General features: G+C 51.0%; 17 protein-coding genes. 3 read left to right on the forward strand and 14 right to left on the reverse strand.

The window, feature by feature from the left end:
- Nucleotides 1-117: 117 nt before the first annotated feature.
- Nucleotides 118-984, reverse strand: a complete 867-nt coding sequence (locus C0068_RS10290) for an HDOD domain-containing protein (RefSeq protein ID WP_103684411.1) — start codon at nucleotides 982-984, stop codon at nucleotides 118-120.
- Nucleotides 985-1,109: 125 nt separating this feature from the next.
- On the reverse strand, nucleotides 1,110-2,705 hold the full coding sequence (locus C0068_RS10295) for an ABC-F family ATPase (RefSeq protein ID WP_103684412.1): 1,596 nt from the start codon (nucleotides 2,703-2,705) through the stop codon (nucleotides 1,110-1,112).
- 189 nt (nucleotides 2,706-2,894) lie between these two features.
- Here C0068_RS10295 and C0068_RS10300 point away from each other — a divergent pair, with 189 nt between their 5' ends.
- Both C0068_RS10300 and C0068_RS10305 read left to right on the forward strand, forming a co-directional pair.
- Nucleotides 2,895-3,149, forward strand: coding sequence for a hypothetical protein (locus C0068_RS10300; protein WP_103684413.1), 255 nt, complete (start codon nucleotides 2,895-2,897; stop codon nucleotides 3,147-3,149).
- A complete protein-coding gene (locus C0068_RS10305; RefSeq protein ID WP_103684414.1) occupies nucleotides 3,150-3,920 on the forward strand; it encodes a pteridine reductase in 771 nt (256 codons plus the stop codon). It abuts the gene before it with no gap.
- A 156-nt stretch (nucleotides 3,921-4,076) separates the two neighbouring features.
- Here C0068_RS10305 and acs read toward each other — a convergent pair whose 3' ends face one another.
- The 11 genes from acs to dksA form a co-directional block, all read right to left on the reverse strand.
- On the reverse strand, nucleotides 4,077-6,014 hold the full coding sequence (gene acs / locus C0068_RS10310) for an acetate--CoA ligase (RefSeq protein WP_103684415.1): 1,938 nt from the start codon (nucleotides 6,012-6,014) through the stop codon (nucleotides 4,077-4,079).
- Nucleotides 6,015-6,250: 236 nt separating this feature from the next.
- On the reverse strand, nucleotides 6,251-6,631 hold the full coding sequence (panD, locus tag C0068_RS10315) for an aspartate 1-decarboxylase (protein ID WP_103684416.1): 381 nt from the start codon (nucleotides 6,629-6,631) through the stop codon (nucleotides 6,251-6,253).
- Nucleotides 6,632-6,665: 34 nt separating this feature from the next.
- On the reverse strand, nucleotides 6,666-7,550 hold the full coding sequence (panC, locus tag C0068_RS10320; RefSeq protein ID WP_103684417.1) for a pantoate--beta-alanine ligase: 885 nt from the start codon (nucleotides 7,548-7,550) through the stop codon (nucleotides 6,666-6,668).
- Between the two features lie 266 nt (nucleotides 7,551-7,816).
- Nucleotides 7,817-8,608, reverse strand: a complete 792-nt coding sequence (panB, locus tag C0068_RS10325; RefSeq protein ID WP_103684418.1) for a 3-methyl-2-oxobutanoate hydroxymethyltransferase — start codon at nucleotides 8,606-8,608, stop codon at nucleotides 7,817-7,819.
- Between the two features lie 18 nt (nucleotides 8,609-8,626).
- Nucleotides 8,627-9,307: a deoxynucleoside kinase gene (locus tag C0068_RS10330; RefSeq protein ID WP_103684419.1), complete on the reverse strand. Its 681-nt coding sequence runs from the start codon at nucleotides 9,305-9,307 to the stop codon at nucleotides 8,627-8,629.
- Entirely contained in the window at nucleotides 9,285-9,809 is a 525-nt protein-coding gene (gene folK / locus C0068_RS10335) for a 2-amino-4-hydroxy-6-hydroxymethyldihydropteridine diphosphokinase (RefSeq protein ID WP_103684420.1), read from the reverse strand. The genes C0068_RS10330 and folK overlap by 23 nt, the downstream gene beginning before the upstream one ends.
- Nucleotides 9,806-11,179, reverse strand: a complete 1,374-nt coding sequence (gene pcnB, locus C0068_RS10340; protein WP_103684421.1) for a polynucleotide adenylyltransferase PcnB — start codon at nucleotides 11,177-11,179, stop codon at nucleotides 9,806-9,808. The genes folK and pcnB overlap by 4 nt, the downstream gene beginning before the upstream one ends.
- Before the next feature lie 409 nt (nucleotides 11,180-11,588).
- Entirely contained in the window at nucleotides 11,589-13,025 is a 1,437-nt protein-coding gene (locus C0068_RS10345; RefSeq protein ID WP_103684422.1) for a sigma-54-dependent transcriptional regulator, read from the reverse strand.
- 78 nt (nucleotides 13,026-13,103) lie between these two features.
- Nucleotides 13,104-16,061 carry an ATP-binding protein gene (locus C0068_RS10350; RefSeq protein WP_103684423.1) on the reverse strand — a complete coding sequence of 986 codons (2,958 nt, stop codon included), beginning with the start codon at nucleotides 16,059-16,061 and terminating at the stop codon, nucleotides 13,104-13,106.
- 232 nt (nucleotides 16,062-16,293) lie between these two features.
- Nucleotides 16,294-17,172, reverse strand: coding sequence for a tRNA glutamyl-Q(34) synthetase GluQRS (gene gluQRS / locus C0068_RS10355; RefSeq protein ID WP_103684424.1), 879 nt, complete (start codon nucleotides 17,170-17,172; stop codon nucleotides 16,294-16,296).
- Nucleotides 17,173-17,215: 43 nt separating this feature from the next.
- Nucleotides 17,216-17,653 carry an RNA polymerase-binding protein DksA gene (dksA, locus tag C0068_RS10360; RefSeq protein WP_103684425.1) on the reverse strand — a complete coding sequence of 146 codons (438 nt, stop codon included), beginning with the start codon at nucleotides 17,651-17,653 and terminating at the stop codon, nucleotides 17,216-17,218.
- 207 nt (nucleotides 17,654-17,860) lie between these two features.
- Here dksA and C0068_RS10365 point away from each other — a divergent pair, with 207 nt between their 5' ends.
- Nucleotides 17,861-19,021: a pyridoxal phosphate-dependent aminotransferase gene (locus C0068_RS10365; protein ID WP_103684426.1), complete on the forward strand. Its 1,161-nt coding sequence runs from the start codon at nucleotides 17,861-17,863 to the stop codon at nucleotides 19,019-19,021.
- On the opposite strand, the gene C0068_RS10370 is transcribed toward C0068_RS10365, so the two are convergent.
- Nucleotides 19,022-19,447: a group III truncated hemoglobin gene (locus C0068_RS10370; protein WP_103684427.1), complete on the reverse strand. Its 426-nt coding sequence runs from the start codon at nucleotides 19,445-19,447 to the stop codon at nucleotides 19,022-19,024.
- Nucleotides 19,448-19,503: the final 56 nt, after the last annotated feature.

A 19,503-nucleotide genomic window follows, 5' to 3' on the forward strand; every position in this document is an offset into this window, starting at 1 on the left:
ATTAAGATATCGCGCGGCAATGATCCATTAATTTACGCAATTAGACGTGGTGCATTGGTTATGTGGCTTGAGGTGGGCTCGTGATCAGCCGGCGCTGACTCCTTGTGTTTGCCGGCGTTACTGTAAGGTGCTTCTAAGCTCATCAATCTCTTGTTTTGCTTCTGTTAAAAATGCCAGGCCTTGTTCGGGGCCTATTTCTTCTAACCCTAGTTTTTTAAACGCCGGTAGTCTTGATAGTTGTGGCAGTTTGCCGTGACTGCGTTCGGCAAGGTAGGTGTGGTAGCGAGCGACTAAAATAAGGTCGGCTAGGTCAGCTTGCGGAGATTTGTCTCTCATCCAGTTTTCGCGGTTAAGGCCTACTTGAACGAGCTCTTCGTCGAACTGCCAGTTGTGCAGTATGAGTCCGCTAATCTTGCCGCTAAATTCGGCGAGTAATTTTTGTAATTCACCGGGGTTGGAGCAAAGTTCTGGGTATGACTTTACATTGGCTAGTAATGGCAGCGCGCCAATGTCTTGCAGTAGCCCTGCCAGCAGTGCGCGGTCTGGGTCAAATTTACAGTGCCTAGCCATAACATGGGCGAGTGCGGCGGTGTGCACGCTGCGCTTCCAAATATCCCGCATATAGCTTTTTACGGTTGGATCCTGGATTAGAAATAGGGTTTTTAAGGCATAGCTCGCGCTAAAGTCGCGGGCAGCGTTGAGGCCTAGACGCTGGATGGCGGCGGTAAGATTGCGGGCGGGTTTGCCGCGGTTGTAATGTGCGCTGTGACTAATTTTTAGTAAATAGGCGCTGAGACCGGGGTCCTGCTGGATGAGTTTTGCAAGGTCGCTTATTTCTAAATCTGCTTGGTTTATCGCGACGCGGATATCGATAGCAATATCTGGAAGGCTCGGTAATTCTATCGTGCCGGCGCGCAAGGAGTCCGCCACAAACTTTAAAAGTTGTGTTTTGGGCGGTGTTGCTAAGGCTTCTGTTACCGGCATTGCTGAGTCTGTGTAGTACAAATGACCTTACACTGTCAGGCTTGTACGTTTTTTACTCAATAGGGGCTTGCCGCAGTGGATGTGGAGGGCCGACATGATTATGCGGGCCCTCGGCGGTGCATGATTTACTTGGCGAGCGCCAGTTGGTGCGATAGGAATTCGTCGTAGTTTCCTTGGAAATCAATGAGTTGCTGATCTTTGATTTCGATGATACGGGTCGCTAATGAAGATACAAACTCACGGTCATGGCTGGCGAAGATTAAGGTGCCTTCGTAATGTTCCAGTGCAAGGTTGAGGGCCTCAATGGCTTCCATATCTAAGTGGTTGGTGGGTTCGTCCATGATTAAGACGTTGGTGTCTTGCATCATGAGTTTGCCAAATAGAAGGCGGTTTTTCTCACCACCTGAGCAGACCTTGGCGCGTTTTTTAAAGTCGTCTGAAGAAAATAACAGGCGACCTAAGGTGGCGCGAACGATTTGGTCGTCGTGTTCTGGTTTGCGCCACTGGCTCATCCAGTCAAAAAGGTTTAGGTCGTTGTCAAAATCGCTGGTGCTGTCCTGCGGGCAGTATCCGAGGGTGGCATTTTCCGCCCATTTAACAACGCCTTCTTGGGCGCTTAAATCGTTTACCAAGCAGCGCAGGAAGGTGGTTTTGCCGGCGCCATTTTCGCCCAATATAGCTAGCCGCGTGCCGGCCTCTAAAATCATATTGCCGTTTTTGAACAGCACTTCGTCAAAACCGTGGCCGATGTTCTCTAAGGTCAGCGCCTGACGGTGCAGCTTCTTGTCTTGCTTAAAGCGAATATAAGGTGATTGGCGGCTAGAGGCTTTGATCTCGTCTAGCTGTATTTTGTCGATTTGCTTGGCCCGCGAGGTCGCTTGCTTGGCCTTAGAGGCGTTGGCCGAGAAGCGGCTAACGAATGCTTGCAGATCAGCAATTTGCGCTGATTTTTTAGCATTTTGAGATTGCATACGCTCGCGGGCGGCAGTGGCGGCGGTCATAAAGTCGTCGTAGTTGCCGGGGTAAACCCGCAGCTCGCCGTAGTCGATATCGGCCATGTGAGTACACACTTCGTTTAAGAAGTGACGATCGTGAGAAATAATCACCATCGTGCTTTTACGCTCGTTCAACACGCCTTCCAGCCAGCGGATGGTGTTGATGTCCAAGTTGTTGGTTGGCTCATCGAGCAGCAAAATATCTGGATCAGAAAACAGCGCCTGCGCGAGCAGTACGCGGAGCTTCCAGCCGGGCGCCACTTCGCTCATTGGGCCAAAATGCAGATCGAGCTCAATGCCGGCGCCGAGTAAGATTTCGCCAGCGCGACTTTCCGCGCTGTAGCCGTCCATTTCCATGAATTGGGTTTCTAGGTCGGCGACCTTCATGCCATCTTCTTCTGACATTTCAGGTAGCGAGTAAATACGGTCACGCTCCTGCTTAACTTCCCAAAGCTCGGTGTGCCCCATGATGACAGTGTCGATAACCGAGTACTGCTCAAAGGCGAACTGGTCTTGGTGTAGCTTGCCGATGCGCTCATTGGGGTCTAGCGACACATTGCCCGAGCTGGGCTTTAGGCTGCCGTCTAGAATTTTCATGAAAGTGGACTTGCCGCAGCCGTTCGCGCCAATAAGGCCGTAGCGATTACCACCGCCAAATTTAACGGAGATGTTTTCAAAAAGCGGCTTGGCACCAAACTGCATGGTGATATTTGCGGCGGAAATCAATGTTTTATACCCAATGAGTGTGAAGTGAAATTAGTAAAAAGAGGATGATGTGCGGGGCGCGTACTATACGTGTTTATGGGCTTCAGGTCGAGGTTTGGCGTGGTTTTGTCGCGAGTTGTCGCAGGGCTGGGCTGCTTGCGTATAATGCACAGGATAATTTCCTGTCATTACAACGATGAGATACGCCTCATGTCTGATAACGCCGAATTAAAACTCTCTCCACTGAGCCGCACCATTGAGCAAGATGGTAAAAAGCTTCGCGTTGAAATTTGTGAAGATGGCGACGGAGCGTGGTTGCTAGAGGTTTTTGATGAGTTTAATAATTCTACGGTATGGGAAGATGCTTTCGAATCAGACCAAGATGCTTTATTTGAAATAGAGGCAACTATAAGAGAAGAGGGTATAGATTGTTTGATAGGCCCTGTTGATGGCGGGTTTGCGTGAATGGGTATCGGGGCTTCCGAGTCTGATCGGGCAGTGTTGCCGGTCGCTTTAGTCACGGGTGCGGCGCAGCGTTTGGGGGCTGAAATTTGCCGAACACTGCATGCGCGGGGTTATCGTATTGTGATTCATTACCGTTCTTCTGGGGAGGCGGCGAGTGAGTTATGTGAGGCCTTGAATACCTTGCGGCCTGAATCTGCCGTGACTTTAAGTGCCGATATGAATTCACTTGTTGATGTCGAAGCCTTGGCAGCCAAGGCGGTTTCGCAGTGGCAGCGCTTAGATGTATTGGTCAATAACGCGTCTAGCTTTTACCCAACGCCGATGGCGTCGGTAACGGAGTCGCAGTGGGATGATTTGTTTGGCAGTAATCTTAAGGGTGCCTTCTTTTTGTCGCAGGCTTTGGCGCCGGCTCTGAAGAAGTCGGCTGGATGCATTGTTAATCTTGTCGATATATACGGTAGTAAACCTTTAAAAAGCTATCCCGCTTATTCTATGGCGAAAGCGGGGGTGGCAATGATGACTCAGTCTCTGGCTCTTGAGCTTGCGCCGGAGGTTCGCGTGAATGGGGTGTCGCCAGGCGCTATTTTATGGCCCGCGGAAGAGACCGAATACAGTATTCAAGAAAAGCAGGAATTGACCCAGCGAGTGCCATTGCGGCGGCAGGGCGAGGCTAGTGATATTGCTCAGACGGTGGCGTTTTTGGTGGTGGATGCGCCCTATATTAGCGGTCAGATTATTGCGGTTGATGGTGGTCGCTCGGTGATTTTATAGTGCTACAAAAGTTATATCTGCTCTAATTCCGCTGTATATTTTTCCGTAATATTTATTTATTTTTGCCGCTGATAATACTTGTTAGTTTTTCGTTGGTGCCATTAAATAAAACGGGGCGTACATAATTGTGCGCCCCGTTTTGCGTTGTGGTGACTGTTAGCGATTTAGGCGATTTTCAACGAGCTTATCAACCACCGCTGGATCGGCCAGTGTTGAGGTGTCGCCTAGTGTGTCGAGTTCATTGGCGGCAATTTTGCGTAAAATACGGCGCATAATTTTACCTGAGCGGGTTTTGGGTAGTCCCGGTGCCCACTGGATTAAATCTGGTTTGGCGATGGGGCCAATCTCTTGCACACACAGTGCGGTGAGTTCTTTGATGAGTTGCTCGCTGCCGGCAACGTCATGCATAAGAGTGACGTAGGCGTAAATTCCCTGTCCTTTTATATCGTGGGGATAACCCACAACGGCGGCTTCGGCTACGGCCTCATGCAGCACTAAGGCGCTTTCGACTTCTGCAGTACCCATCCGGTGGCCCGAGATATTTAAAACGTCATCAACACGGCCGGTAATCCAGTAGTCACCGTCGGCGTCGCGGCGGGCACCATCGCCGGTAAAATAGTAGCCGGGATGGGTACTGAAATAGGTTTCAATAAGACGTTGATGGTCGCCGTAGACGCTGCGGATTTGTCCAGGCCAAGAGCGCTTGATGACCAATAAGCCTTCGCCGGCGCCTTCGATTTCATTGCCGTCATTGTCCAGCAGCGCGGGTTCCACACCAAAGAAGGGGCGAGTAGCGGAGCCTGGCTTCATATCAATGGCGCCGGGTAGCGGGGTGAGCATATGGGCGCCGGTTTCGGTTTGCCACCATGTGTCTACGATGGGGCAGCGTTCTTCACCGACGACGCGGTGATACCATTCCCACGCTTCTGGGTTGATGGGTTCTCCGACGGTGCCTAGCAAGCGCAGACTGCTGCGGTCAGTTTTGTTGACGAATTCGTCGCCAGCACCCATTAGTGCGCGTAGTGCGGTGGGAGCAGTGTAGAAAATGCTGACCTTGTGTTTGTCGATCACCTGCCAGCAGCGGGATGCGTCGGGGTAGGTCGGCACACCTTCAAATAGCAATGTGGTTGCGCCATTGGCTAGCGGGCCATACACAATGTAGCTATGGCCGGTGATCCAGCCGACATCTGCAGTACACCAAAATACTTCACCGTCTTTGTAGTCGAAAACGTATTTGTGACTCATCGCCGATTGCAGAAGATAGCCGGCGCTGGTGTGCAGTACGCCTTTGGGCTTGCCGGTGGAGCCGGAGGTGTAAAGAATGAATAGTGGGGCTTCGCTTTCTACCGCGACGGCTGGGCAGTCTGCGGATGCCTTAGCGACTTCGTCGTGGTACCAAAAGTCGCGCTCTTCTTGCCAGTCAATGGCGCCACCAGTGCGTTTTACGACCAAGCAGGATTCAATACTGGGGCAGTCGCGTAGGGCGAGGTCAGCATTGGCTTTGAGGGGGATTTTTTTGCCGCTGCGCAGGCCTTCGTCGGCGGTAATAAGCATTTTGCATTCGGCATTTTGAATGCGGTCTTTAAGGGCCTCGGGGGAAAATCCGCCAAACACAACTGAGTGAATGGCGCCAATGCGGGCGCAGGCCAACATGGCGTAGGCGGCCTCTGGAATCATTGGCATGTAAATGCATACTCGATCACCTTTGGTGACGCCTTGGGCGAGTAGTACATTTGCGAGTTTACAGACGGCGGTATGAAGTTCTTGATAGGTGATGTGGCTTGATTCGTCGGGATTGTCGCCTTCCCAAATGATGGCGGTCTGTTCGCCGCGGGTTTCTAAGTGACGATCAATACAGTTGTAGGCAACATTTAGTTTACCGCCGTCAAACCAGCTTGCTTCGCCTTTTACAAAGTCGTATTGATTAACGGTGTGCCAGCGCTTGTCCCAGCTTAAAAATGCATCGGCTTGGGCTGCCCAGAAGTTGTCGGCGTCGTTAAGTGACTGCTGGTACATCTCATCGTACTGCGCCCGATTGATGTGCGCGCTGGCGGCGAAATTGGCTGGAACGGGGTGGACGTTAATCTTACTCATGACCTTTCTCTCTTTAAGGCGATTGTTATCATTGCGGGCCGTTGCTTTTGCAGCAAACGACCTTGAAGGTGGTAATTATTACTCGCAGGATAACGGCTTGGTCGCGGTGATTGAACCCTAAAATAGACTAATTTTATTTGCAGAAATACGAAGGTGTAGGGCAGGGCTAATTCGCCGGCGAAGGGCAGCTAAATATTGGGGAGGGGAGTGACAGAGGCCGTGCCTCTGTCAGGAAATCAAGCGACTTGAACGGGGATGGCGTTGCTGGCGTGACTAACAGTGTTGTCAGCATTCATATAAATAAGGCGCGGCTTAAAGTTGATTAGCTCGGCCTCAGAATATGTTGCATACGCGCAAATAATAATAACGTCATCAACATTGGCTTTGTGTGCAGCGGCGCCGTTAATAGAAATGATGCCGCTATTGTCTTCGCCACGAATTGCATAGGTGGTGAAGCGCTCGCCATTGGTGACGTTGTAAATTTGAATTTGCTCAAACTCACGGATGCTCGACATATCGAGCAATTTACCGTCAATGGCGCAAGACCCTTCGTAATCCAGCACTGCGTGGGTAACACGGGCTTTGTGAAGTTTAGCTTTCAGCATAACGGACTGCATAACGCTATTCCTTTCTCTCTCAGTCTTTACTGGCTTAATTAGTAGCCAGCATTCCCCAGTCGGCGCTAGGGTTAACATTCAGGGTTACGTTGTCAATCAAACGCGTGCTGCCAAGTTTGGCGGCGGCGAGTATGACCACTTCTTCGGTGTCCGCTGTTACCGGACGCAGGGTGCTAGCGTCGCAAATAGTAAAGTAGTCAGACTCCAAGCCAGCCTTGTTAAGGCTGATTTTGGCGTGCTGCTCTAGCTTGCTATAGCTGTCGTAGCCGCAGGCGATGGCCTCGCGGGTTTCCTGCAATACACGATGTAAAACCGGTGCAATTTCACGTTGCTCGGCATTTAAATAGCCGTTGCGCGAACTCAGGGCTAAACCGTCTTCGCTGCGAGCCGTTGCAACGCCAACAATATTGATTGGCATGCAGAGGTCGCGCACCATTTTACGGATAACGCTAAGTTGCTGAAAATCCTTTTCGCCAAACACGGCAGTGTCTGGCTGCACAATATTAAACAGCTTCGCCACAATGGTCGCGACGCCGGTAAAGTGCCCCGGACGACTCGCACCGCAGTGGCGGTCAGACAGCTCAGGTACAGCTATTTTGCTGTGGCTGTACATGCCTTCCGGGTAAATTTCGTTTACGTGCGGAAGGAATAAAAATTGTGCGCCTGCGGCAAACAATTTTTCTTTGTCTGCGGCTAAGGTGCGTGGGTAACTGCTGAGGTCTTCGTTGGCGCCAAACTGCAGCGGGTTAACAAAGATACTGACAACGACGATGTCGGCGTGCTGTTTGGCGCGCTGAACAAGACGTAGATGCCCGTCATGCAGATTGCCCATAGTCGGTACAAAGGCGACGGTTTTACCGGCGCGTTTCCCCGAGCTAAGAGCGGCCCTTAATGATGCGGCTGTGCTGTAAGTTTTCATACCACCCAACTTCCCAATCTCATACTTCGCAGGGCGAAGGTAGTTTGCTGTGAAGTCAGTCCGCGCACACCGCGGGCTGGCGACCAATACACTGGCTATACGGCCTATAAAAGCTGAAAAGACTGTTCATAATCTGATCAGTTTGGCCAGTGGCGGGCAAGTATGCCCCAATCGGAATTGCCGTTCAATGCTTTGGTAACAAAAAATTCACGACTTTGTTACCTTGAAAAATGTTCCCCCAGGTAACAGGTTGGGATTATAAACCCTTAGTCAAAACTATGCTCGTCTGCGGGGAAACTACCATCGACTACGGCGCTATTGTAGCGTTTTAAGGCATCTTCTACACCGTTACTGCCCTCCGCAAAGTTACGTACAAAGCGGGCGGTCTTCTCGGTAATGCCGAGGAGGTCATGTAACACCAGTACTTGCGCGTCGGTGCCGTTGCCAGCACCAATACCAATAACAGGAATTTTTAGGGTTGCACTGATTTCTGTCGCGAGCTTGCGTGGTACGCATTCGAGTACCAGCATTGCGGCCCCTGCGGCTTCTAGCGCCACTGCATCAGCAAGAATGGCCTTGGCTTGGCTGTCGTCCCGGCCCTGTACGCGGTAACCGCCCAAGACATTGACAGATTGCGGTGTTAGGCCGAGATGACCGCAGACTGGGATACCTGCCTGATTTAATAGAGTAATGCTGTCGGCGAGCCAGCTACCGCCTTCAATTTTGACCATATGGGCACCGGCGCGCATGAGGGTGGCGGCGTTGTCGGCACATTGCTGGGGGGTGTTATAGCTGCCAAATGGCATGTCGCTAATGATTAAGGGTTGATCGCAGCCGCGGGCGACGCAGGCGGTGTGATAGCTCATGTCTTCTATAGTGACTGGCAGGGTGGAGTCGCGGCCCTGTAATACCATGCCTAGCGAGTCGCCAACGAGAATCGCATCGATACCGGCCTTTTCGACCACTTTAGCAAAGCTGGCGTCGTAACAGGTGACCACAGCAAATTTTTCTTGCTGTTGTTTTTTAGTCAGCAGTTTGAGGATGTTGACCTTACTCATAGTGGGCCTCGGCAGTGCTCAGAAAAAAGTGGGGTTAAAGTAATGGCGGCCGCTGCGTATTTCCAGTACATATTGCAGCAATTGCTCATATTGTTGGTCATTATTGGCGAAATCGATGTCGCTGGCGTTAATAATGAGTAGCGGGGAGTCGTTGTATGACAAAAAGAACTCGCTGTAGGCGGCGTTGACTCGCTCTAGGTAGTCGCCATGTATGCTTTGCTCAAATTGTACGCCACGATGTTGAATGCGTTCTTTAAGAACTTTCACCGGTGCTTGTAAATAAATCACCAGATCTGGCGTTGGTATATCAACCTGTACTTGTTGGTAAACTTTTTGATATAGCTCTAGCTCGTTGCTATCAAGGGTGATTTGCGCAAATAAAGGGTCTTTTTGAAACAAAAAGTCGGCGATATGGGTTTGGTTAAACATATCGCTTTGGCGCAGGTCGCTGAGCTGCTGCGCCCGCTGAAATAGGAAAAATAACTGTGCAGACAGGGCCGCGTGGCGTTGGTTGGCGTAAAAACGTTCTAAGAAGGGGTTGTCTTCGGCTTTTTCCAGCAGTGTTTGATAACCCAGTGATTCGGCTAATCGGCGAGTTAGGGTGCTCTTTCCTACCCCAATTGGGCCTTCTATGGCGATAAAGCAAGGCGGCTTTTCGCTATTGATAATGGGCTCGTTAATTAGTGATCGCTTTATCATCTGGTTCTAAAACCCATAAGTTGTCGTTATCGGAGTAATCAAGCTTGCCGTCCTTGCCGTCCTTGCCGAGCTTGTTGTGCAGATAGTGGCGAAGTAATTCAGCGGGCGCAATATCCGCAAGGGGGCGAAGCACAAAGTCTCGCTCAAACATGCGGGGGTGCGGAACGGTGAGCTCGGGTGTGTTTATGGATTCTGTGCCGTACAGCAGGAGGTCGAGGTCAAGGGTTCTGGCGGCCCAGCGGACATTGCGCTGGCGCTGGTGCTCCGCTTCGATAGATTGCAGGGCAAGCAATAAGCTTGCAGGGCTTAGGCTTGTGTCGAGGGCAATGACGGCGTTGACGTAGTTGTCTTGCTCCCCAGGCCCAATAGCCACGGAGCCGTAAAGGCGTGACTGAGCAATGAGTTGGCAGTTTGCCAGCGTGGCAAGGGTGCTAATTGCCGTGCTGACTTGTTGTCTCGGCTGGTTTAAGTTGCTGCCCAGCGCGATATAGCTGCGAATCATCGTGGTTTGCGAGGGCTGCGGCGACGTCTGGGGCGAGGTTTGTCGCCACTGGGAACTTGGGTGAGCATGGCGCCCCGAGTGTCGGCGTGGGCTTCCTGGAATGCCAGCCACCACTGTCCTAGTTCTGGTCTTAGTTCGCCAGCTTGTTCCCGCAATAATAAGAAGTCGAAGCCGGCTCTAAAGTAACGGTGCTCTAAGAGTTGTTCTGCGCGTTTTCCCGAGCGACGCGTGAGCCGGCATTGCAGCTCCCATATATCGCGCATGGGTTGTGAAAAGCGCTTGGGGATAGCCACAGTTTGTTGCTGTTTGTGTAGCACCCGCTCGGCAGCTTGATGAAGTGCGGGGATTTCAGGCACGCCGCTGTCGATAATTTCTTTGTGGATGCGTTTTACCATTGGCCATAGCAATACCGCATAAATAAATGCCGGTGTAACAGGCTTGCCTTCGGCAATGCGAGCGTCGGTATTAATGAGGCCCTGTTGAATAATGGCTTCCGCTGCGGGCTCGTGTTGGTCGAGCATTTTCTGGGTGGCGGGGAAGAGCGGGCTGAATAGTCCATAGCGCTGCAATAAGGCGTAGGTTTGAATGCCTTGCCCAGACATTAGCAGCTTGATGACCTCGTCAAACATGCGTGCTGCAGAGATATCGGTCAGCAGCGGAGCTAAACGCTTTAGCGGCTCTTCGGTGTGCTGTTCAATATCGAAGTCTAGCTTGGCCGCAAAGCGCACAACACGCAGCATGCGTACGGGATCTTCTCGGTAGCGGGTTTCTGGGTCGCCAATAATGCGGATAAGTTTTTGCTCTAGATCCCGCATGCCGCCGACATAGTCGTAGACGCAGAAGTCTCGGCTGGAGTAATACAGGGCATTTATGCTGAGATCGCGGCGGGCGGCGTCTTCATTGATGGAGCCGTAGACATTGTCGCGGGTTAGCATGCCGGACTCAGTACGCGCTGAATGCTTATTGCGCTGGGCGCTTGTGCTCGGCGCGTCGTGACCGCCTCTAAAGGTGGTGACTTCAATAATTTCATTGCCAAAGCGGACGTGAACGATGCGAAAGCGGCGGCCGATGATGCGGCTATTGCGAAATACGCCGCGAACCTGCTCGGGGGTGGCGTTGGTGGCAATATCGAAGTCTTTGGGGTGGCCGCCTAATAAAAGGTCTCGGACCCCGCCGCCAACGAGAAAGGCGTCATAGCCTTCTTCATTGAGCCGTCTTATCACTTTGATTGCGGCGTCGCTGATATTTTTGCGAGAAACACAGTGTTCGTCTCGCGGAATGACTGTCACGGAGTTTGGCGTGTATTGGCTGGGTTTGGAAAATTTACTTGAGAACTTTTTCCAGAGCCCAGTAACGGAGCTAGATGTCATTGATGTCTGCGGGTAGCCGGTGAATTTTATGAAGCCAGTATTCTAGCACAGGCGTATTTGGAGTGTTGTTAAACGACGGATGGAATTTTATTGGGAGTGTGGGTTCGAATAAGTGTCTACGGGATAATTTAGGGGCTTCAAAAACGAAGAAGGGGAAAACAATGTCTTCCCCACCCAGGTCTCTTTGCTTATGTATTATTATTATTCTTTCTCTGTTTTCTTATTATTATTTTCGTTTTTTATTATTCTTCGCTCCCAATATAGAGCATGTGCTGTGCCAACTTTGCAATTTCTTTTTTAATCAATGACTTGGATTTGTTTGTCATTTGTTTTGCGCTTTGCAAATTTGTGAATTGTTACCTTAATAAACGCCCTTTGTTACGATTGCTTGTCCTTGGTAACGCTGCACCTAGGATCGTGCGCTAACCTTCTTGCGTGGAATTCCTAAGCGTTGACGACGCTCCCAGAGGCACTTTCTGCTAACGCCAAGCTTTTGCGCGAGCTCGGTTTCGCTCATTGAATCTTGGTGTTCAAGTACAAAGCGTTGGAAGTAATCTTCTAGCGACAGGTCTTCACTTGGGTCTGCGTGAATGGGTTTGCGGTTGTCGCGATTGCGATCAGGTGTATTGTTTGCTGCGCGAGGCGGGGTGTCGTTGCGCCGACCGCGGATTTGGCTGATATCGACCAGCTCTAAATCTATGTCGAGCAGCTCATTATCGATTTCTTTGCGGTCGCATAATATGACAGCTCGCTCGATGGCGTTTTCTAGCTCTCTTATATTGCCTGGCCATATATAGGTGGTAATTGCTTGAATGGCCTTGGGGCTGAAGTGCATCAGCGGTTTCTTCATTTTTTCGCAACGGCTTTTTAGCAGGGTTTCGGCTAGCTCTAAAATGTCTTTGCCGCGCTCACGCAGGGGTGGCAGTTCCAGCTTCATTACGTTTATACGGTAGTATAAATCCTCGCGGAAGCGGCCAGAGTGGGCCATTTCCTTTAGGTCGCGGTGGGTTGCGCAGATCAGTCTGACGTTTACCTTTATTGATTCTACCGAGCCGATGCGGCGAATTTCATCTTCCTGAATAAAACGTAACAGCCGCGCTTGAGCTTCTAAAGGTAGCTCGCCAATTTCGTCAAGGAATAAAGTGCCACCATCTGCCGCTTCAATAAGACCGGTGCGATTGGTGTTGGCGCCGGTAAATGCCCCTTTCTCATAGCCGAATAGCTCCGATTCAATGAGAGTTTCCGGGATTGCCGCACAGTTGACGCAGATAATGGGTTTGCCGCTGCGCGTGCTCTGATTGTGAATTGCGCGGGCGACTAATTCTTTACCCGTACCGGTTTCGCCGTGAACCAGCACCGTCGCGTCGGTGGGGGCGGCGCGGCGAATATGGTCATATAACTGCTGCATGGCCTTGCAGCTGCCGATCATGCCGTTGGCATCGGCAATTTGCTTGCGCTGAATGCTAGTGGGTTCGACTGTGTTGGGCTGCCGCTCGACGGTGGTGCTGCGAATAATGCGCTCGACGGTTTCCAGCATTTCATCGTGATCGAAGGGCTTGGCAATGTAGTCGATTGCGCCCTTCTTCATGGAGTCTACCGCAGACTTTAGGCTGGCGTAGCTGGTCATTATTAGCACGGGTGCTTCGGTTTTACTGATGAGGTCGGTGCCAGCAGCGCCGGGCAGTCGCAGATCGCTAATAATGAGTGAGTAGTCGTTGACGTTGTAGCTCGTTAAAGCCTTTTGTACGGAGTCGGCTTCATCTACCTGATAGTCATTGCGTTCGAGCAGGCGCCGCAGTGCCAGACGGATGACATCTTCGTCTTCGACTATTAGGATTCTGGGCATAATTTTCTCCGTGGGTTCGTGCGGCCACTACCGAGCTGGCGCGTAGCCGAACAACATAACGCGATCAGCAAAATAATTCTAGTTCGGCTCGGCGTGGCTTAGTGTTAGCCGTATGTGTATGCGGGTGCCGTGGCTACTGAATTCCGGCACGGGGCTTTCGATACTAATGTCACCGCCTAAGTCGTTAATAATGTTGTAAACCAGCGCCAAGCCGAGGCCGGTGCCTTTTCCTGGGTCTTTGGTGGTGAAAAACGGCTCAAAAATTCTGTCTTGTAAATGTTGATCGATGCCGCTGCCTTGATCCGTGACCGTGATATGCGCTTCGCTATCTTCGCGCAGTGCATCAATGGTAATCATTGCATTGTCGCTACTGGCGTCACGGGCATTGGATAGTAAATTGATAAATACCTGCATAAGGCGCTGATTGTCACCCTGCACAATAATGTCGATAGGGCAGTTATTGTTGTAATGAATTTGCCGCGCTTCGTTATCTAGGCTTAGCAGTTGCACTGCTTCGGAAACACAGCTTCGCACATTGACCGCTTCGGTCACTAGGGAGCGGGCTTCGCGTCCGGTGTGGGCAAAATTAACCAAGCTATGAACAATGCTGCTAATGCGCTGGGTTTGCTTAACGATTTGTGAAGCTGTTTCAAGTGTGTCGGGGTTTTCGGTTTCGTAGCGCAGGTTTTGCGCAAGGCAGGCAATACCGGTAACGGGATTGCCAATTTCATGTGCTACACCGGCGGCTAAACGGCCGATAGAGGCGAGTCGCTCTTGGTGGGTGAGTTCGTGCTCTAGCAGTTGAGTGTCGGTGATGTCTTCTACTACCACAATTACTTCGTCACGCCCCCACATCTGAGATTCGGTGCGGTGCAAATTTAGCCAGCGCAGACCTTTCTCGGTTTCGACGCAAAATTTGCTGCGATGGAGATCGCTGCTGGCTAAAAAGTTAATTAGGCAGCTCGCCCAAGGTTCGGGTAGGCCAGTTAAGCGGGATCCGGTAACGGTTCCAGATTTAATGGCGGTGATCTCCGCCATGGACATATTCCATAGCAGAATCTCTTGGTCGCGACCCAGAGCGCATACGCCAATGGGAAGGTCTTCCAAAGTTTGGCGATGATAGCGGCGCAGGCTGTCGAGGTCAGCGGCGAGGCCGGTGAGGTTGGTCTGGTAGCGCTCTAGGCGTTCTTCTATATAGGTTATGTCTTCGCTGCTACCTAGCACGCTGTCGGTGTAGGGCAGTGTGCGGTCAATGACACGGCGAGCGCTTGATGGCCCGACTAGCGAGGACAGATTGATTTCGATTCGATCGCGAATACGCCGGAGTGCATAGGGCCGAGTTTCTAATTCATTCAGTTGCAGCTCTTCTAGCGCGCGACTAAATTCTTGCTCGGCGGCGTGATCCCCTAGCGCTTCCTGCAGGCGCTGTTTCATTTCTCCTGCCGTTTGCAGGTTTAGCGTATGTCTGCTGGGGCGGTTTAAGTCATCGAGTGTGCAGGCTTCTGCAGCGCTGCGCTCTTCTGCCGAGGTGTCGCTAAAGATAGACACCACAATAAAAAATGCGCTGTTAATACCCAGCGAGAGGCTGGCGACCACGACCCAAAAAAGATCTTCGTCCACCTCGTTGATGTAGAGGTTTTCCATAAAGGCGGGGTGGTAGTCGACGAACATGGGCGCTAGTAGGCCTAGAGTCCACACCGCAAAGCCGGCGCTTAGGCCGCTTATGAATCCATTGCGATTGGCGCGAGGCCAATAGAGTACGGCAAGTACGCCAGGTAAGAATTGCAAGCAGCCGCAGGCCGACGCCATAGTCAGGTTAGTAAGGGACTGGGTTTCGTCAATTAATTCATAAAAAATATAGCCGATTAAAATGATCGCGCAGATCAGCAGTTGGCGGGTCATTAGCAGCCAGCGATAGATATCAACATTTCGACCTTTGGGGCGCAATATGGGGAGAACGAGGTGGTTCAAACTCATTGAGGCCAGTGCGAGGGTGGTGACAATAATTGCGCCGCTCGCTGCAGATAGCCCGCCTAGATAAATCAGCGTGGTTAGCCATAAATTGTCGGTATTTAGTGCTAGGCCAAGTGCGAAATAATCGCTTGCTAAGCTTAGCTCTGATGCTTGTCCGGCCCAGAGTATGGGGAGTACCGGTAGGCTCATTACCAATAAAAAGAGCGGCAGGCCCCAGCTTGCGGTGGTCAAGTTTTTTCTGCTGGGGTTTTCGGCAAATAACATGTGAAAAACGTGGGGCATGCAGACTGCGGCGGCAAAAAACATAATAAGCATCAGGCGATTGGTGTCGCCTGATTGCGGAGCGCTTAACTCTTGAATGACGTCTGGGTGATTGTCTAGCCAGAGTTGAAGGCCGTCGAAACCGTCGAATACCGAGTAAACGGCGACGATGCCAACTAAAACTATAGCGAGCATTTTAACGACGGATTCAAACGCGAGGGCGACAACGAGTCCCCGATGGCTGTCTTTAGAGGCGAGGTTCCGTGAGCCGAATAAAATGGTGAAGACAGTGATGACCACGCAAAAAAGCAGTGCGGTTAGGTTTTTAAAAATGCTGCTGTCGCCGCCAATAGCTCCGCCGGCACTTAAAATCAGGGAAGATTCAGACACAATTTTTATCTGTATGGCGAGTAGAGGCCAAACGGATAGAGCCAAGAAGAAGGTAGCCAGCGAACCTGCCCATGAGCTTCTAAAGCGAAAACTCAATAAATCCGCAAGGGAATTTAGGCGATAGCTTTTGCATATTTGATGCAGCGGTGCGAGCAAAATGGGTAGCAAAATCAGCGCGGCGGACAGGCCAATATAGTAATTGAGGAAGCTATAACCATAGCGCTCGGCAAAGCCGACCGCTCCGTAAATGGCGAAACCGCTGGCATACACACCCAGCGACAAGACATAAATGCTGGGATGGTTGACTAAGCGTGACGGCAGCAGCTGGCGTTCGGTGGCGTAGGCTATGGCAAATAGTAGTAATAAATAGCCAATGCCAATAAAGAACAGCGTATTTGGGCTAAGGGTCATTGCGGCGCTGCTGATATAGGCTAATAAAGACAAAAATAATGATCAGCAGCCAAACTACATGATGGAGATACCACACGCTACTGGCGTCGCTCAGCCACCGGTTTAGTGCCGGTGCAAAGATAAAGGTAAAGGTCGCTAGAAGCAGTAATGAGGAGTGAATTTGCATGGTGGCCGCGAGACTTTCAATGTCGAACTGATGTTACTGGAGCCGCTATCAAACTGCAAAACATTGCTAGCTGCTTTGCAGGCTAAGTGCGGTTTGGCTTGGTATGTGGTCAGTCCGCCAATGTTGAGTAGCCCATTGTAAGAGCTCGGCAATATTTAGTTCTGCCGGCGGGGGTGTTTGTCCTAAATAGCGCAATACCTGAAGCAGGTTCGTTTTGGCGGTTTGATCATCTATGGCGGGGGCAAAACTTTGTTTGCTGAGTTTGTGGCCGTCGTCGCCGACAATAACGGGAAGATGCAGGTAACGAATAGTCTGTAGCGAAAGTGCCTCTTGTAAATGAATTTGCCATGCGGTCGCGTCGAGTAAGTCTACGCCGCGAACAATATCGGTAATTTCTTGCTCGGCATCGTCGACAACGACGGCGAGCTGATAGGCATAAAGTCCATCTCGACGTTTGAGAACGGGGTCGCCAATATTCTTACTTTGAAAGCATTGGGGGCCCTGTACGCGGTCCACAAATTCTACGTTGTGCTGTTCGATCTTGAGGCGAATAGCTGCGTCGCCGGGCGTGAAAGCTTGAAGGCAGGATTCTGGATGTATGCCGCCGGTGCTGTTGAGTTGAGCGCGGGAACAGCTGCAGTAGTAGGCACGTTGATTGTTTAATAACTGGTTTAATGCGGTGTCGTAATGCTTGCTTCGCTGGCTTTGCCAAAGAATATCGCCATCCCATTTTAGGCCGTGGGCGATGAGGCTATTAATAATGAGGTTTGCCGCTCCCTCTTGTTCCCGTGGTGGGTCAATATCTTCTAGGCGCAATAGCCATTTGCCGTGCTTGGCGCGTGCATCGAGATAGCTGGCGACTGCGGTAAGTAGGGAACCGAGATGGAGTGGGCCGCTGGGGGAGGGGGCAAACCGGCCAATATAGTCGGTATTGGAGACTGACATAGCAAGCCTGCTTATATGGGCGGCGGGAAGCCGCCCATATAGATTAACCGCGTTCTTGGCGTTCTTTGATTTCGTCTAGCGTTTTACAATCAATGCACAAGGTTGCAGTTGGTCTGGCTTCAAGGCGTTTAATGCCAATGTCTACGCCACAGGTATCGCAAAAGCCGTAATCGTCTTCGTCAATCAGATTGAGGGTAGAGTCAATCTTCTTGATGAGCTTGCGCTCGCGGTCACGGGTGCGCAACTCAAGGCTAAACTCTTCTTCCTGAGTCGCACGATCTGCGGGGTCGGGAAAGTTTGCTGCCTCGTCTTTCATGTGACTTACAGTACGGTCTACTTCTTCCATCAGCTCAGCCTTCCAGCTAAGCAGAATTTGGCGAAAGTGCTCCTTCTGATCTTCGTTCATGTATTTTTCGCCCTTTTTTTCTTTATAAGGGACGAAAGTTTTTAAATTCTCAGGTGTACTCTGCTGTGCAGGCATGGCTGGCCCTCTTCTGTACAAGCCGTTAACCGCAAACTGCGGACATGCGCGACGACGCTGTGTCGCCAAACCGGCAAAACTACCAGATATGAGCCGCTCGCGCTACACGAAATTCACCTTTAGTGCATCCACTACCCTGATATGGTGATGTTAAGGTGATGAGGATAAAGCTAAACTCCCATTTTTATCCAATAGGTAGAAGTATAGGTGAAAAACTCCTTTGCGCATCGGCTTGCCGATATAGAGCCATTTCGAGTCGTTGAAGTGTTAACGCGGGCAAAGCAACTAGCTGCTGCGGGCCGTGACATCGTGCATATGGAGGCCGGCGAGCCTGACTTTAGTACGGTTGCTGCAGTTGTTAATGCCGCTAAGGCGTCGCTGGATAGAGGAGAAACACACTATACGCCGGCGACGGGTATTCCCGAGTTGCGCCAAGCAATCTCGCGTTACTACCGTAGCGACTACGGGCTGGATATTGCCCCCGAGCGGATCATGATTACACCTGGGGCCTCGGGTGCATTGCTGTTGTTGGCGGGGCTATTAATTAACCCGGGTGAAGGCATGCTAATGACGGATCCAGGTTACCCCTGCAACCGGCATTTTTTGCGTTTGGTGGAAGGTGAAGGGCAGTTGGTACCGGTTGGGCCAGAAGATCGTTTTCAGTTAAGTGCAGAGAAAGCAGAGCAATATTGGCAGGCAAATACCAAGGGTATTATGGTGGCGTCGCCGGCGAATCCGACGGGTGAAATATTAACTGCCGCGCAGTTGAGGGATTTACAGGCTTTGTGTGAGAAGAAGCAGGGCCATTTAATCGTTGACGAAATATATCACGGTTTAAATTATGGCGTGGATGCCCCCAGTATTTTGGCGATGACAGATAAAGCCTTTGTGATTAATAGCTTCTCTAAATACTTTGGCATGACAGGTTGGCGTCTGGGTTGGCTGGTCGCGCCGGAAGAGGCGGTGCCGCATTTGGAAAAACTGGCGCAGAACTTTTTTATCTCCATGTCTACCATGGCTCAATATGCAGCCTTGGCCGCTTTTGAGCCAGATACTCGCGTTGAGCTTAATCGGCGCAGGGATGAATTTGCAGCGCGGCGTGATTATTTATTACCGGCGTTGCGGGATTTGGGGTTCGATATTCCCCATTGTCCTGCTGGTGCTTTGTATTTGTATGCGGGTATTGAGCGATTTAAAACGACTAGCCAGCGCCTGTGCTTAGATTTATTAGAAAATCACGGCATTGCTATTACCCCTGGTGAGGATTTCGGCCGCTATAAGGCAGATCAACATGTTCGATTTGCCTACACCACTGGGCTTGATCGATTAGAGGAAGCTGTTTCCCGTCTTCGTCGCTTGTATGGATAATTAATTCGGATTAAAAAATTGTACACCGTCGAGGGTGGTGCTGGGCGGTGCTTTTTGCTCCAGAGCCTCTCCCATTGAATTTGCAATGCGGGCCGCTCGGGTTTTCATCGCGGTGCAGTTTTTACCTTCAAATAGCAGGTCGATACTGTTGTTTAGCAGGTATAGCCAGCGGTGAAAATGGTGTTGGCTGAGTTTGGCTTGGCGGTGAAGGTTTTGGTGGCGCTCAAACAGCTGTCCCTGGTAAGACATTTCGCCAAAAAGTAGTTGTGCCCAAAAGTCGATAACACGTGGCAGATGGTGCTCCAATGAAAACGGTATGACGTCTGTGAAATAAAAGCCGATGATGGGATCTGTTAGAACATCTTGGTAAAAATGCCTGAGTAGTATCTCAAGATCATGGCGACCAATAATGTCTGTTTTCGTCATGGCTATGCTTTCAATTCTCAATGCTGGGTGGGATTGTCGTCGGCCCAGCCGCCTAC

This window comes from Zhongshania marina, assembly GCF_002915595.1.
Lineage (GTDB): Bacteria > Pseudomonadota > Gammaproteobacteria > Pseudomonadales > Spongiibacteraceae > Spongiibacter > Spongiibacter marinus_B.